Genomic DNA, 15307 nt, shown 5'->3' with positions numbered 1-15307 from the left:
AAGATTAACTTTCTATTTCTTCTTCGATTTCATCATCCGTAGTATCCATGCCCAGTTCTTTAAGCTTGCGCGTTAAAGTATTACGACCCCAACCTAAAAGTTCTGCGGCATGACGTTTACGGCCACGGGTTTGTTGCAAGGCTGCATTAATCAAGGTGCGTTCAAACATCGGCGTCGCAACATCCAGAAGTTTCATTTCACCGTTTTTGAGTTTCTGCATCGCCCATTGACCCAGTAATTCATCCCAGTGATGCGGTGCGATCTGGTTCAGCGTTGGAATTGGCGCGCCCGGATCCTGCTGATGAATTGGAATCTGTTTTAGTTCAGGTGGCAAGTCTTCAGGATAGACTTCACGGCCTGTGATCATTACTGTCAGCCAGCGACAGGTATTTTCAAGTTGACGCACATTACCTTGCCATGGCAATTTCTGCATATATTCTTGGGTTTCAGGACGTAATATCTTTGGATTGACCCCAAGTTCTTTACCGGCACGTGCCAGAAAATGCTGCGCCAGCATCGGAATATCTTCACTACGATGTGCCAGTTTTGGAATATGAATACGAATTACATTCAGGCGGTGATATAAGTCTTCACGGAAACGACCATCATGGACCAGTTTTTCCAAATCCTGATGTGTTGCAGCCACGATACGCACATCGACCTTAACCGGAATATGACCGCCAACTCGGTAGAACTCTCCATCGGCTAGGACACGCAATAAACGGGTCTGGGTCTCAAATGGCATATCGCCAATTTCATCTAAAAACAGCGTACCGCCATTTGCCTGTTCAAAACGACCTTGGCGCTGGGTATTAGCACCGGTAAATGCACCTTTCTCATGGCCGAAAAGTTCAGTTTCGATCAGGTCTTTTGGAATCGCCGCCATATTGAGGGCAATAAAAGGTTTTGAGCTGCGTGGTGAATGACGATGCAGGGCATGCGCTACCAGTTCTTTACCTGTACCAGACTCACCATTAATCAACACGGTAATATGCGATTGTGATAAACGGCCAATGGCACGAAACACTTCCTGCATGGCAGGCGATTCACCAATAATCTCTGTAGATTGAATCGGCGGGGCAGTCTTTGCGGACTCCTGCTGCTGCAGCTTGGTGATATGTAAAATTGCACGATTTACCAGCGCCAGTGCTTCATCAATATCAAAAGGCTTAGGCAGATATTCAAAAGCACCAGTTTGATAACTGGATACAGCCGACTCCAAGTCTGAATGCGCCGTCATAATAATCACAGGCAAGTCAGGATAATTGTGTTTGACCTTGCCCAGGAAGGTAAGACCATCAATCCCAGGCATACGGATGTCGGTCAGAATCACATCGGGTGCTTCCAGACTCAGTTGATCCAGTGCAGATTGTGCTTCTTCAAAACTGGTAACATCCAGACCTTCTTCTTTAAAGGTCTTTTCCAGTACCCAGCGCATGGCACGATCGTCATCAATCACCCATATTTTATTTCGCGACATGATTCGACTCCCAAGGTAAATATAAGCTAAAGACGGTTTTTCCAGCTACCGACTGACACTCGATCATGCCGTTGTGCTGATGAATAATATTTTGAGCAATACTGAGGCCCAGTCCGGTCCCTTTGGCACGGCTGGTGACCAGCGGATAAAACACCGATTCGATAATCTCTTCCGGAACACCTGGGCCATTATCTTCAATATCAATCCTTACTACAGAGCGGTGAATCACCCCGTTAATGGTAAAGAGACGCTGAATCCGGGTTCTTAAAATCAGTTCCGGTTGATGTTCGACAAAGAACTCCTTGTTCTCGGTCATGGCCTGTACGGCATTGGCGCAAATATTCAAAATGACCTGAATCAATTGATCACGGTCTGCCAGCACTTCAGGCAAGGACAGGTCGTAATCCCGGGTAATCTTGATTTTCTTTTTGGTCTGATTGGCAATCAGTGAACGCACCCGTTCCAGAGGTTCATGCACATTGACCAGTTCATAGCTCGGAAGCTGGCGTGAACCGAGCATGGTATCGGCCAGATTTCTGAGTCGATCCACTTCGCTAATAATAATGTCGGTAAATTCTTTGTATTGTGGATCATTCAAACTGCGTGCCAGGAGTTGAGTCGCCCCGCGAATGCCACCCAAGGGATTCTTGATTTCATGCGCAACACCGCGAATCAGCTGACGCGCTACCTGATGCTGTTGCAGCAGATTTTCTTCACGAGAGATTTTTAACATGCGATCGCGAGGATTGAGTTCGATGAGCAGTAGCGGATGATAAGGTTTGCCCAGATTTAGCTGAGAAACAGTGTAGTCAACATGAATGTCTTTAAAGTTGACCAGAATAGTGGCTTCGCGGCGTGTATAAGGCTGTCCCGTAGTTAAAGTATTATTCAGGGCTTCTTCGGTATTAAACTCATCTGTCGGGTTTTGCAAAATATTGAGCACGGATGTGCCGCTCGCGCGGAATAAGCTCACATCAAATAAGGCTTCACAGGCAGAATTCAGATAATAAATATTAAGATCGCGGTCTATCAATAAGATACACGTGGTCATATTGTCCACTAAAGCACGATAGTCGATCGGAATAATTTGATCCATTCGCGGGTTTGTTCCTGTATTAAAATGGCGCAATGGCATCTTCATAAAGCAATTTAATCAATTTTAAGTTCTGATTTGATGCAAGATGCACGCCAACTTTTATGACTAGAGATTATTTATTGCGATGAAATGCAGAAATGTGACAGAGCAACACAATTCATCTTAGATATAGCGGATTAAATTGAGGCTGTAAATCTAAAATGATTCATTTTGGTGCATTGGTAAGTATGTTGAATATTTTATGGCAATATTTTAGTGCATGATGCAAAGAGTCAGGTTTTCAACTATTTTTATGATGCGAAAAGACATACAATACGCGCATTCTAGTAGAGCGAAAATTCATGAAGTCCCCCAAAGTCGGTTTTGTATCTTTAGGTTGTCCTAAGGCATTGGTAGATTCTGAACGTATTTTAACCCAGTTAAAGACTGAAGGTTATGACGTCGCTTCGGATTATGACGGTGCTGATTTAGTTGTAGTAAATACCTGTGGTTTCATTGAATCCGCAGTGCAAGAATCGCTAGATGCGATTGGTGAGGCGATGAGCGCGAATGGTCGCGTGATCGTAACAGGTTGTCTAGGTAAAGACGAAGACAAGATTCGCCAAATGCATCCCAATGTCCTGAAAGTGACAGGTGCAGCGGCATATAAAGAAGTTATGGATGCGGTTCATCAATACGTGCCTGAGCCGCCAAAACACAATCCATTTATTGATCTGGTTCCAGAACAAGGCATCCGCCTGACGCCAAAACACTATGCTTATCTGAAAATATCCGAAGGCTGCAACCATCGTTGTACTTTCTGTATTATTCCAAGCATGCGTGGCGATCTGGTTTCACGTCCAGTCGGTTCTGTGCTTGATGAAGCTGCAGCGCTGAAACGTGCCGGTGTAAAAGAAGTACTCGTTATCTCCCAGGATACTTCTGCTTATGGCCTGGACACGAAATACAAGCTGGATTTCTGGAATGGCCAGCCGGTTAAAACCAAATTCTATGACATGTGTGAAGCATTAGGTCAGTTGGGAATCTGGGTGCGTTTGCACTATGTTTACCCGTATCCGCATGTAGATGCAGTAATTGACCTGATGGCACAAGGCAAAATCCTGCCTTACCTGGATATTCCATTCCAGCATGCAAGTCCAAAAATTCTCAAACTGATGAAACGACCTGCGCACAGTGAAAACACACTGGAGCGTTTGAAAATCTGGCGCGAGAAATGTCCTGATCTGGTGTTGCGTTCAACATTCGTGGTGGGCTTCCCGGGTGAAACTGAAGAAGACTTCCAGATGTTGCTGGACTGGTTGAAAGAAGCCCAGCTGGATCGTGTGGGATGTTTCACCTATTCGCCAGTTGAAGGCGCGACCGCAAATGATTTGCCAGATCACGTTCCTGAAGAAATTAAACAAGAGCGTTATGAGCGTTTCATGCAGGTTCAGCAAGAAATCTCGGCAGCCAAACTCCAAAAACGTATCGGTCAGACCATGACTGTGCTGGTAGATGACCTGGAAGACGAATTCCCGGTAGCGGTTGCGCGTTCTTATGCAGATGCACCTGAAATTGATGGCAATGTTTTTGTTGAAGATATCGATAAAAGCGTCATTAAGGCAGGGGATTTACTTGAAGTCGAGATTACCGATGCAGATGAATACGATCTGTACGCAAAACTCATTTCAATCAAGTCTGCTTAAGATTTTGAATTAAAAAAAATTAAATTGAATAGTTTGGAGTTTGATGATGTTGGATTCTAAAAAGCCACGCTTTGGTCGCATCCTGTTAAAGCTTTCTGGTGAAGCGCTGGCAGGCAATAAAGACATGGGGATCGATGCACAAGTGCTCGATCAGATGTCACTTTCTATTGCGCACCTCGTGGGTTTAGGCGTACAAGTAGGTATTGTTGTGGGTGGTGGTAACCTGTATCGCGGTAGCCAGCTACAAAAAGATGGTCTGGTTGGCCGTGTAACTGGCGATCAGATGGGTATGCTGGCTACAGTCATGAATGGTTTGGCACTTCGCGACGCTTTGGTGCGCCGTAATATTAAAACCCGTTTAATGTCTGCATTGCCAATTGGTGCTGTGGTTGAGTCTTACTCAAGCCGTGATGCAATCCGTCACCTGACTCAGGGTGAAGTGTGTGTATTCGTGGCAGGTACAGGTAATCCGTTCTTTACGACAGATACTGCTGCCTGTTTACGTGGTATTGAAATCGAATCAGACTTGATCTTGAAAGCGACCAAAGTTGATGGCGTATATAATAAAGATCCAAGCAAATATGATGATGCGGTTAAATATGACACATTGACTTTTGACCAAGTTCTGGACGAAAAGCTGGGTGTGATGGACTTAACTGCAATCTGTTTATGTCGTGATCACAATGTGCCGCTACAAGTATTCGATATGAATAAATCTGGCGCATTGCTTTCCGTTGTGATGGGTGAAAAAGAAGGGACTCACGTTACCAATTAATGACGTGAGCACCAAAGCACTTTATACTACACGCTAATTTAGTAATAACCTCTTTTCAAGAATTAAGTAAGGAAGATCATATGATTAACGATCTTAAAAAAGACAGCGAAGACCGTATGAACAAAACTCTAGAATCTCTAGAGCATGGTTTTGCAAAAGTTCGTACCGGTCGTGCGCATCCATCAATTTTAAATAACGTGATGGTTTCTTACTATGGTTCAGACGTTCCATTGAACCAGGTGGCAAACGTAGGTGTTGAAGATTCACGTACTTTGTTAATCCAGCCTTTCGAACGTTCAATGGTTTCTGCAATTGATAAAGCGATTCGTGAATCTGACTTGGGTCTGAACCCGATTACAGCAGATGCGATTCGTGTACCGATGGCTGCGTTGACTGAAGAAACGCGTCGTGACATGCAGAAAGTTGCGCGTAATGAAGCAGAGAATGCCAAAGTGGCGATCCGTAACATTCGCCGTGATGTATTGGGTGATATCAAAGCTTTGCTGAAAGAAAAAGAAATTTCTGAAGACGAAGAGCGTCGTGCTGCTGACGAAATCCAGAAAATTACGGACAAATTTGTTGCTGAAGTTGACAAGCGCTTGGCTGCGAAAGAAGCTGAATTGATGAAGGTCTAATTCATCGATGACCGTTGCTGAAGAAAATCCCCGTCTTCCGAAACATGTTGCCATCATTATGGATGGCAACAATCGTTTTGCCAAAAAAAATCAGATGCAGAAAGGTGATGGACACCGTGAAGGAAAAACGGTTCTGGATCCGATTGTTGAACACTGTAAAAAAAGAAATATCCAGGCTTTAACTGTATTTGCTTTTTCCAGTGAAAACTGGAATCGTCCACAGTTTGAAGTCGAATTGCTCATGAAGTTGCTGGTTGATACCATTCATGAACAATTACCCCGCATGGAAAAATTCAATATTGCCTTACGCTTTATCGGTGATCGCAGCCGTTTGTCCCCAGAATTACAGGGGCTTATGTTGCATGCCGAACAAAGGACTGCTAATTTCAATAGTATGACACTCACTATTGCAATCAGTTATGGTGGTATGTGGGATATGGCACAAGCTGCACAGCGAATTGCCAGCGATGTTTTAACAAATAAATTAGATCTTGATGCAATTAATACTGATGTATTTGGTCAATATGTCAGCCTCGGTGATTTACCTGCAGTTGATCTGCTGATTCGTACGGGTGGAGATTTCCGTCTGTCGAATTTCCTGTTGTGGCAGGCAGCCTATGCAGAGCTGTATTTCACTGAGACGCTATGGCCAGAATTTACCGTCGAAGAACTTGATGATGCACTTGCCGTATTTGGTGGGCGTGAACGTCGTTTTGGTAAAACATCAGAACAGATTCATCAGGAAAAACTTGAGAATTAATACATGTTTGAGCGGATTATAACCGCATTGGTGTTGGTAGCAGTGGTACTGAGCTGTATGTTTGCTACCGAATCACATTATCCAATGTTTGTATTGATGGTTCTTGCTGCAGGGGTGGCCGGCTATGAGTGGTTCAAACTCATGCCGCGAAAATTTAAACATGTCATCAAACCTGTTGCTTGGGGATATGGAGTGCTCACTGCGGCACTTTCAGCTTTGGCATTGTATTTTGCCGAAGTTGCCTTATTGTTATGGGTAGCTTCTATAATTACCTGGTTGCTCAGTATTTACTGGGTTAAAACCTATCCTGAATATGATGGCTGGTACAACGCCAGCCTGCACGGAATCGGCGTAGTTCTGATCTCTGCTGCGGTTACTGCAATTTTCTCTGTCTGGCAAAGTTCACCGTGGTGGCTGATGTACCTGTTTTTACTGGTATGGGGTGCAGATAGTGGTGCATATTTTGTGGGTCGTAAATTTGGCAAGAAAAAGCTGGCGCCGAATGTTAGTCCTAATAAATCCGTAGAAGGGCTGTATGGCGGTATCGTTACTTCAATGCTGATCGTGACGGCAGTTGCCTTGCTTTATCTGGATATGACTTGGCCAGAACTGATTTTATTTCTGATTCTATCTGTCGTTACAGTATTTAGTTCGGTACTGGGTGACCTGTTTGAATCCATGATCAAACGTCGTGCCGGTATTAAGGATTCAGGTCGAATTTTGCCAGGACATGGCGGAGTACTGGATCGTATTGATTCTTTGCTTGCTGCAGCTCCAATCTTTGCAGCAGGTATGGCTGTTTTAAAACTTATTGGTGTAGATTTATAAATGTCACAAGCAGTTTGTATACTGGGTGCTACAGGTTCAATTGGTCAAAGTACTTTAAAAATCTTGCAGCGACATCCTGAAGCATACTCGGTTTTTGCTGTGACCGCGCAAAGTCGTATCGAGGAGCTGGTTGAAATTTGCCGGCAATACTGTCCTAAAGTGGTGGTGGTGCCGGCTGAAAAAGTAGATGAACTTTCAAAACTACTTCAGCAACACCATTTATCTGATATTGAAATTCTGCAAGATGAAGCCGGTTTAATCGCTGTGGCTGAACACGCGGATGTTGATATCGTTATGGCGGCAATTGTCGGTGCTGCAGGCTTGTTGCCGACATTGGCTGCAGTGAAAGCGGGTAAACGCGTACTGCTGGCCAATAAAGAAGCCTTGGTGATGTCAGGTGACATCATGATGCAGGCAGCGCGCGATCATGGTGCCTTATTGCTTCCCGTTGACTCCGAACATAACGCGATTTTCCAATGTCTGCCACCGCATTATTTTGAGGCAGAGCGTCATGGCAAGCCCAAACTGGGTGTATCCCAGATTCTGCTGACCGCGTCGGGTGGGCCGTTTCTGAACCACAGCATACAGCAACTTGAAGAGGTCACACCTGCCCAAGCTTGCAAGCATCCTAACTGGTCCATGGGTCAAAAAATTTCAGTCGATTCTGCTACCTTGATGAATAAAGGCTTAGAATTGATCGAAGCCTGTCATTTGTTTGCAGTTCAAGAACAATTTGTTACAGTTGTTGTGCATCCACAGAGTATTATTCACTCCATGGTTCAATACGTTGATGGTTCGACTTTGGCACAAATGGGTAATCCGGATATGGGCACGCCTATTGCACATGCTTTGGCATGGCCTGAGCGTATTAGTACGCATGTGGCGCCACTGGATCTGTTTATGCATTCACAACTTAATTTTCAAGAACCGGATATGCTCCGTTTCCCTGCATTAAAATTGGCCCGTCAGGCCATGCAGAGTGGCGGAATTGCACCGACAATTTTAAATGCGGCCAATGAAATTGCAGTTGCTGCATTTTTAAATCAACAGATCAGATTTACCCAAATTCCTCAGGTAGTTGAGCACGTCCTAAATCAGATGGACAATCAACCCGCACATGATCTGGAGGCTATCTTGCAAGCAGATCAAATGGCGCGAGGTTTATCACAGCAATATGTTGTGAATAAAGGAAGTTAAGATATGAATGCCTTGTTTATGATTGCCGCTGCAATTCTCTTACTCGGTCCCTTAATTGCGATTCATGAGTTCGGTCACTATATTGTGGCGCGTAAACTGGGCGTTAAAGTATTGGTCTATTCCATTGGATTTGGGCCAACATTATTAAAATGGACCTCGAAAAAATCCGGAATTCAGTATCAATTGTCTGCCTTGCCTTTGGGTGGCTATGTCAAGATGCTGGATGAACGCGAAGGTAATGTCTCTGAAGAGGACTTACCCAAAGCCTTCAATCGTCAGCATCCGTGGAAACGAATCGCCATCGTGGCAGCGGGACCATTAATCAACCTGATTTTTGCAGTTCTTCTATTCTGGGTGTTATTTTTACCGGCACAAGAACAGCTCAATACCCGTGTAGGCAAAATTTTACCAAATACGCCTGCTGCAACCGTACAAATGCAGCCGGGCGACAAAATTGTAGCTGTGGATGGTACTCAGGTGGAAACCTGGGAAAAACTCAGTTATGCCTTGGTGGATCGTGTTGGTGAAACTGGTGTGGTTTCTATTCAGGCAGATCGCGCTGGTGAAAACAAATTGTTCCAGTTGCCGATTCAAAACTATTTAAAAGATCAAAGTCAATCGCCACTAGAAAGCCTGGGTTTCTTGCCTTATCGGCCAGAAATTCCGGCAGTGATCAGCAAACTGAGTGAAGATGGTGCAGCCATCCGTCAAGGTTTGAAAGAAGGCGACAAGATTCTGGCCATTGACGGCGTTCAGATGAAAGACTGGTTTGATGTGGTGCAGGTGGTACAGGCATCTCCAGAAAAATTACTCAAAATGGATGTACTACGCGAAAATCAGGTGGTTCAGCTGGAAGTCATGCCACAAGGTAAACGTGACAATATGGGCAATGTGACTGGTATGCTGGGCGTACAAAGCGATCCGGGTAAACTGAACATTCCTGCAGAATATAAACAGACCATTCATTACTCGCCAGGCGAAGCACTGGTAATGGCATTTGATAAAACAGCACATTTATCTTCGATGATTCTGAACTCGATTGTCAAAATGGTACGCGGTCTGATTGGTCTGGATAATTTATCAGGTCCAATTACCATTGCCAAAGTGGCAGGACAAAGCGCAGAAATGGGCTGGGAAACTTTTATTTCCTTTATGGCGCTAATGAGTGTAAGTTTAGGAATATTAAATCTACTACCCATTCCAATGCTTGATGGCGGACATCTGGTTTACTATTTTGTTGAATTAATTCGTGGTAAACCTGTTTCCGAACAAATACAATTGGTTGGACTAAAAATTGGTATGGTACTGCTCGGCAGTATGATGCTTCTGGCATTATTTAATGATTTTATGCGTTTATAACAACGTAAATGGAATAAATTAACAGCGGAAAAGACTGGCATGCAGCACACACATTTATTTATGCCTCTGGCACTCGTTAGTGCAATGGCAGTAGCACAACAAGTATATGCAGCAGATGAATTCATTGTACAAGATATAAAATTTGATGGATTAGTACGTTTAACTCCTGACAATGTGTATGGCCTAGTGCCAATTAACAGTGGTGATCGGGTCAATGATCCAATCATTGCCAATGCAATTCGTAGCATGTATGCATCAGGCCTGTTTGATGACATTAAAGCCGTTCAGCAGGGCAATACCTTGGTTTTCCAAGTGGTTGAACGCCCGGTTATTTCGAAAATCGAATTGAAAGGCAATAAGCTGATTCCTAAGGAAGCGCTTGAAGAAGGCCTGAAAAAAATGGGTCTGGCTGAAGGCGAAGTGCTGAAAAAATCAGCGCTGCAAACTATTGAAACTGAACTTGAACAGCAATACATGCAGCAAGGTCGTTATGATGCCGATATTACGGTCACCACGACGCCTCGACCAAATAACCGTGTTGAATTGCTGATTGATTTTATTGAAGGTAAAGCGGCCAAAGTTTTCGATATCAATATTATCGGGAATACCGTATTTAAAGAGTCTGATATCAAGCAGGCCTTTGCCGTAAAAGAAAGTGGCTGGAGTTCGGTCATTTCGCGTAATGACCGTTATGCACGTGAAAAGATGGCGGCGAGCCTAGAAGCTTTGCGTGCCATGTATCTGAATCGCGGTTATATCAATTTTAATATTACCAATTCCAGCCTGAACTTGAGTGAAGATAAAAAGAATGTTTTCATCGAAGTTTCTGTGGATGAAGGCGAACAATTTAAATTTGGTCAAACCAAATATTTAGGTGATGCACTTTATAAGACTGAAGAATTACAGGCTTTACAAATTTTCAAAGAAGGCGAAATTTATTCGCAGGAAAAAGTCAACGCGGTTAAGCAGTTATTGCAGCGTAAGTATGGTAATGCAGGTTATTACTATGCAGAAGTCAATATTGTTCCTCAAATTAACAACGAAACCAAACTGGTTGATCTAAATTATTATATTAATCCGGGTCAGCAAGTTACGGTAAGACGTATTAATTTCACTGGGAATACGAAAACTGCAGATGAAGTATTACGTCGTGAAATGCGCCAAATGGAAGGTGCACTTGCAAGCAATGAAAAGATTGACCTGTCTAAGGTTCGTCTGGAGCGTACCGGTTTCTTTAAAACTGTCGATATCAAACCTGCACGTATTCCGGGTGCACCAGATCAGGTGGACTTGAATGTTGCCGTTGAAGAGCAGCATTCAGGGACCAGTACTCTTGCAGTTGGTTTCTCGCAAAGCGGTGGTGTAACTTTCCAGGCAGGTTTAAGCCAGACTAACTTCCTGGGTACAGGTAATAGTGTTTCAATCGATTTGTCGCGTTCTGAAACGCAAGATTACTATAACTTGAGCGTGATGGACCCGTACTTCACTATTGATGGTGTGCGTCGCGGCTATAACATGTATTACCGTAAAACCAAGCTGGATGATGACTATAACGTCAACAACTATGTAACGGACAGTTTTGGTGGTGGGATTAACTTTGGTTATCCAATTGATGAAAACCAGAGTGTCAGCTTGGGTCTGAATGTTGATCAGACGGATGTAACCACTGGGCCTTATGTTTCTACTTATGTGCGTGATTATCTGCTTGCAAATGATGGAAAGACGAATAGAACATCAACATATTGTACTCAAGACTTAATTCCGGACCCAGCAAATCCTAATTTAAGAATATGCCCGCCTGGAGCAACATCTGATCCATATGGTTCTGAGTTTACAGGAGATTTCTTAACTTATAATTTGAACTTAGGGTGGTCTTATAATACTTTAAACCGTCCTATGTTCCCGACAAATGGTATGTCACATCGGGTCAATGGTGAAATTGCATTGCCAGGCAGTGACGTGGAATACCAGAAGCTGACCTACGATGCTCAGGCATTTTTCCCATTAGGTAAGGATTTTGTCCTGCGTGGTTATGGTAAGTTGGGTTATGGTAATGATTTACCATTCTATAAAAACTTCTATGCCGGTGGTTTTGGTTCAGTTCGTGGTTATGAAAATAGTACACTTGGGCCAAGATATCCAGGCGTTACTTATAATGAATCACGAGAAAAAGATTTTGATCCAGAAGAAGTAGGTGGTAATGCTTTAGTGCAGTTTGGCGCTGAACTAGTGCTTCCGGTTCCATTTAAAGGGGATTGGGCACGTCAGGTTCGTCCAGTGATCTTTGCAGAAGGTGCGCAAGTATTCGATACTAGCTGTGATGTACCATCAGGAAAACTATATTTAACGGGTGAAGTAAATGACCCGGGTATAGATGCAAAACAATACTGTAAAGACAACTTCGGTTTTGATGCAGATAATATGCGTTATAGCGTGGGTGCTGGTTTCACCTGGATCACCATGATTGGCCCATTATCACTCAGCTATGCTTATCCGTTGAATAAAAAAGACGGTGATGATACTAAAAACATCCAGTTCGAAATTGGACGTACTTTCTAAAACCGTTTTGACCTAGAAACTAAATTTTGCTCATAAAGCCTGCGGGTTTTGTGAGCAAATTTTTTTGAATGAGTAAGAATATGAAAAAAATGATGATGGCAATGAGCCTGGCTTTGGCAAGTGTTGCTCCTTTGACTCAAGCGGCTAGTATGGGGGTAATTGATTTAGAACGTGTGGTTGAAGGTAGTACCTATCTGAAACAACAAAACACGGCATTTCAGCAAAAAATTCAGCCACAAACCACCAAGATTGAGCAACTCAGCAAAGAGCTGGAAGCTTTGCAGCAACGTGCTCAATCCAATACCAAGCTCAGTGAGACTGAAAAACAGAAAATGTCTGCGCAATATCAGGCTAAGTTGCAAGAATTGAATCAGTTACAACAATCTGTACAGACTAATGTCCAAAGCTCGATTCAGCAGATTCGGACTGTATTTGATGCACGAGTAAAGCAAATTGCTGAACAATTGCGTAGAGAAAACAACCTCGATGTGGTTTTAAATAAAAATTCAGCACTTGCTTATGATGCTAAATATGATTTAACTGATAAAATGATTCAAAAGGTTAATGCAATTAAATAATCAATGAATCATCAACAGCTTCAGTTAGCTGATCTCGCTCGCCTGGTTCAGGGCGAGTGCATAGGTCAGACAGATTTGCGTTTGAGCGCTTTGGCCAGTCTTGAACAGGCAACCTCACAAGATCTTGCATTTGTGAATGCCGATAAATATGTAGAGCAAGCCAATCGAAGTCAGGCAGGTGCTTTAATTGTCACGGCTGAACTAAAACAACAGATAACTTCACATCAAAACTTTATTGTTGTGGCAAATCCCTATCTGGCTTTTGCGATTCTGACGCATGTATTTGAGAAAAAACATCGCCAGCGCGGCATTGAAAGTACTGCCCAAATTCACCCGTCGGCAGTGATTGCGGACGATGCTTATATTGGTCATTATGTGGTGATTGGTGAGCATTGTGTCGTGGGTGCGAATACGATTGTTCAGGCGCATGTGCAGATCGATGATGATGTCGAGATCGGTCAGGACTGTTTTATTGACTCACATGTGACCCTCACTGGCGCAGCAAAAATTGGTAATCGGGTACGTATTCATGCCAATAGCGTGATTGGCAGTGAAGGGTTTGGTTTTGCACCTTATCAAGGGAAATGGCACCGTATTGCGCAATTAGGTTCTGTACGCATTGAGGATGATGTGCGTATTGGGTCAAATTGTAGCGTAGACCGTGGTGCGCTGGATGATACGATTTTGCAACAGGGTGTGATCATTGATAATCTTGTGCAAATCGCGCATAACGTTAAAATTGGTGTACATACCGCGATTGCTGCAAAAACTGCCGTTGCAGGAAGTGTTTCAATTGGCAAAAACTGTATCATTGGTGGTGCCTCTGCGATTTCTGGACACTTAAATATTGCCGATAATGTGACGTTGACCGGAATGTCAATGGTGACAAATAATATTTCTGAAGCTGGAAAATATTCATCCGGGATTGGTCTGTTTGAAAACCAGAAATGGAAACGTACCGTGGTTCGCCTCAGACAATTAGCAGATGTGCCATTGACCCAGGTGATCAAACGACTAGATCATATGCAATCTCAGATTGAGTCCATTGAATCAACATTTAAGTTGCGTAAATAATTATGATGACAGAGTCGAATTTGCCTACATTCACGAAGCCTGAATTGCCAATGAATATTCAAAAGATTCGTGAATATTTGCCCCATCGCTATCCATTTTTATTGGTTGATCGCGTTGTCGAAATTACCGATAATGGCATTGTTGGTTATAAAAACGTCTCAATTAATGAAGAGTTTTTACAAGGCCATTTTCCGAATTATCCGATTATGCCGGGTGTACTGATTGTTGAAGCGCTGGCGCAAATCTCTGGAATTCTGGGTTTTTTGATGAATAACGAAGTGCCAAGTGAGGGTTCTTTGTTCCTGTTTGCCGGTGCGGAAAAAGTTAGATTTAAAAAACAGGTGGTTGCAGGTGACCAATTGGTTTTAAAATCTGAATTAGTGATGCAAAAGCGGGGCATTTACAAATATAATTGTATTGCCACTGTAGATGGCGTCGTCGCAACAACCGCGGAAATTATGGTTTCGCATCAAAAAGTCGAGCAGGCATGAGCAATAATCCCCTTATTCATCCAACTGCCATTATTGACCCGTCAGCAGTCATTGCTGCTGATGTAGAAATTGGCCCATATTGTATTATCGGGCCAAATGTCACTATTGGTGCGGGTAGCAAACTTCATTCACACGTAGTGGTGGGTGGCTATACGCGTATAGGTGAATATAATGAAATTTTCCAGTTCGCCAGTGTAGGTGAGGTGTGTCAGGATCTTAAGTATGCCGGTGAAGAAACCTGGCTTGAGATTGGCGATCACAATAAAATTCGTGAACACTGCAGTCTGCATCGTGGTACCGTTCAGGATCAGGGTTTAACCAAGATTGGCAGTCATAATCTTCTAATGGTCAACACGCATATTGCCCATGACTGCATGGTCGGTGATCACAATATCTTTGCCAATAATGTCGGTGTGGCTGGACATGTTCATGTCGGGGATTATGTGGTCATTGGTGGAAACTCAGGGATTCATCAATTCTGCAAGATTGACTCTTATAGCATGATTGGCGGAGCATCACTGATTTTGAAAGATGTGCCGGCCTATGTGATGGTGTCAGGTAATCCTGCGCACGCCTTTGCTATGAATATTGAGGGAATGCGACGTAAGGGCTGGTCTAAGGCCATAATTGACGGTTTGCGTACTGCCTTTAAACTGATTTATAAATCAGGTTTAACCACGCAGGAAGCAATCGAGCAGATTCGTAAAGATATCTTGCCGGAAGTTGCCGAAGCACAACGTTTGATTGATTCTCTTGAACAATCCAAGCGTGGCATTGTGCGCTAAAATAT

At 43.4% G+C, this 15307-nt stretch carries 14 protein-coding genes; 12 read left to right on the top strand and 2 right to left on the bottom strand.

Translation table 11 applies throughout. The annotated features are described in order from the left end of the window. Positions 1 to 4: 4 nt before the first annotated feature. Positions 5 to 1480: a nitrogen regulation protein NR(I) gene (gene glnG, locus BFN00_RS13880; RefSeq protein WP_071852162.1), complete on the bottom strand. Its 1476-nt coding sequence runs from the start codon at positions 1478 to 1480 to the stop codon at positions 5 to 7. Further along, positions 1467 to 2576, bottom strand: coding sequence for a nitrogen regulation protein NR(II) (gene glnL / locus BFN00_RS13875; RefSeq protein ID WP_005107202.1), 1110 nt, complete (start codon positions 2574 to 2576; stop codon positions 1467 to 1469). Before glnL ends, glnG begins: the two co-directional genes overlap by 14 nt. Positions 2577 to 2917: 341 nt before the next feature. Here glnL and rimO point away from each other — a divergent pair, with 341 nt between their 5' ends. The 12 genes from rimO (at position 2918) to lpxA (ending at position 15302) form a co-directional block, all read left to right on the top strand. Continuing rightward, on the top strand, positions 2918 to 4261 hold the full coding sequence (rimO, locus tag BFN00_RS13870; RefSeq protein ID WP_005107200.1) for a 30S ribosomal protein S12 methylthiotransferase RimO: 1344 nt from the start codon (positions 2918 to 2920) through the stop codon (positions 4259 to 4261). Positions 4262 to 4307: 46 nt separating this feature from the next. Next, positions 4308 to 5036 carry a UMP kinase gene (pyrH, locus tag BFN00_RS13865; RefSeq protein WP_004279886.1) on the top strand — a complete coding sequence of 243 codons (729 nt, stop codon included), beginning with the start codon at positions 4308 to 4310 and terminating at the stop codon, positions 5034 to 5036. Positions 5037 to 5116: 80 nt separating this feature from the next. Beyond that, entirely contained in the window at positions 5117 to 5671 is a 555-nt protein-coding gene (frr, locus tag BFN00_RS13860; protein ID WP_004279885.1) for a ribosome recycling factor, read from the top strand. 7 nt (positions 5672 to 5678) lie between these two features. Beyond that, positions 5679 to 6431 carry a polyprenyl diphosphate synthase gene (gene uppS / locus BFN00_RS13855; protein WP_005263065.1) on the top strand — a complete coding sequence of 251 codons (753 nt, stop codon included), beginning with the start codon at positions 5679 to 5681 and terminating at the stop codon, positions 6429 to 6431. A gap of 3 nt (positions 6432 to 6434) precedes the next feature. Further along, positions 6435 to 7259: a phosphatidate cytidylyltransferase gene (locus BFN00_RS13850; RefSeq protein WP_004279883.1), complete on the top strand. Its 825-nt coding sequence runs from the start codon at positions 6435 to 6437 to the stop codon at positions 7257 to 7259. Beyond that, entirely contained in the window at positions 7260 to 8456 is a 1197-nt protein-coding gene (gene ispC / locus BFN00_RS13845; RefSeq protein WP_005266614.1) for a 1-deoxy-D-xylulose-5-phosphate reductoisomerase, read from the top strand. A 3-nt stretch (positions 8457 to 8459) separates the two neighbouring features. Then, entirely contained in the window at positions 8460 to 9815 is a 1356-nt protein-coding gene (gene rseP / locus BFN00_RS13840; RefSeq protein ID WP_071852161.1) for an RIP metalloprotease RseP, read from the top strand. 39 nt (positions 9816 to 9854) lie between these two features. Then, positions 9855 to 12374 (top strand): outer membrane protein assembly factor BamA, encoded by a 2520-nt coding sequence (gene bamA, locus BFN00_RS13835; RefSeq protein WP_071852160.1) that lies wholly within the window; start codon positions 9855 to 9857, stop codon positions 12372 to 12374. A gap of 80 nt (positions 12375 to 12454) precedes the next feature. Next, entirely contained in the window at positions 12455 to 12952 is a 498-nt protein-coding gene (locus tag BFN00_RS13830) for an OmpH/Skp family outer membrane protein (RefSeq protein ID WP_071852159.1), read from the top strand. A gap of 3 nt (positions 12953 to 12955) precedes the next feature. Next, positions 12956 to 14026, top strand: coding sequence for a UDP-3-O-(3-hydroxymyristoyl)glucosamine N-acyltransferase (gene lpxD / locus BFN00_RS13825; protein WP_071852158.1), 1071 nt, complete (start codon positions 12956 to 12958; stop codon positions 14024 to 14026). Between the two features lie 5 nt (positions 14027 to 14031). Next, positions 14032 to 14517 (top strand): 3-hydroxyacyl-ACP dehydratase FabZ, encoded by a 486-nt coding sequence (fabZ, locus tag BFN00_RS13820; protein WP_171260811.1) that lies wholly within the window; start codon positions 14032 to 14034, stop codon positions 14515 to 14517. After that, on the top strand, positions 14514 to 15302 hold the full coding sequence (gene lpxA / locus BFN00_RS13815; protein ID WP_071852156.1) for an acyl-ACP--UDP-N-acetylglucosamine O-acyltransferase: 789 nt from the start codon (positions 14514 to 14516) through the stop codon (positions 15300 to 15302). The genes fabZ and lpxA overlap by 4 nt, the downstream gene beginning before the upstream one ends. Positions 15303 to 15307: the final 5 nt, after the last annotated feature.

This window comes from Acinetobacter sp. AR2-3 (assembly GCF_001878775.1).
Classification (GTDB): domain Bacteria; phylum Pseudomonadota; class Gammaproteobacteria; order Pseudomonadales; family Moraxellaceae; genus Acinetobacter; species Acinetobacter lwoffii_D.
Note: the sequence above shows the minus strand (reverse complement) of the source record. Positions and strands in the feature narration are given on the sequence as shown.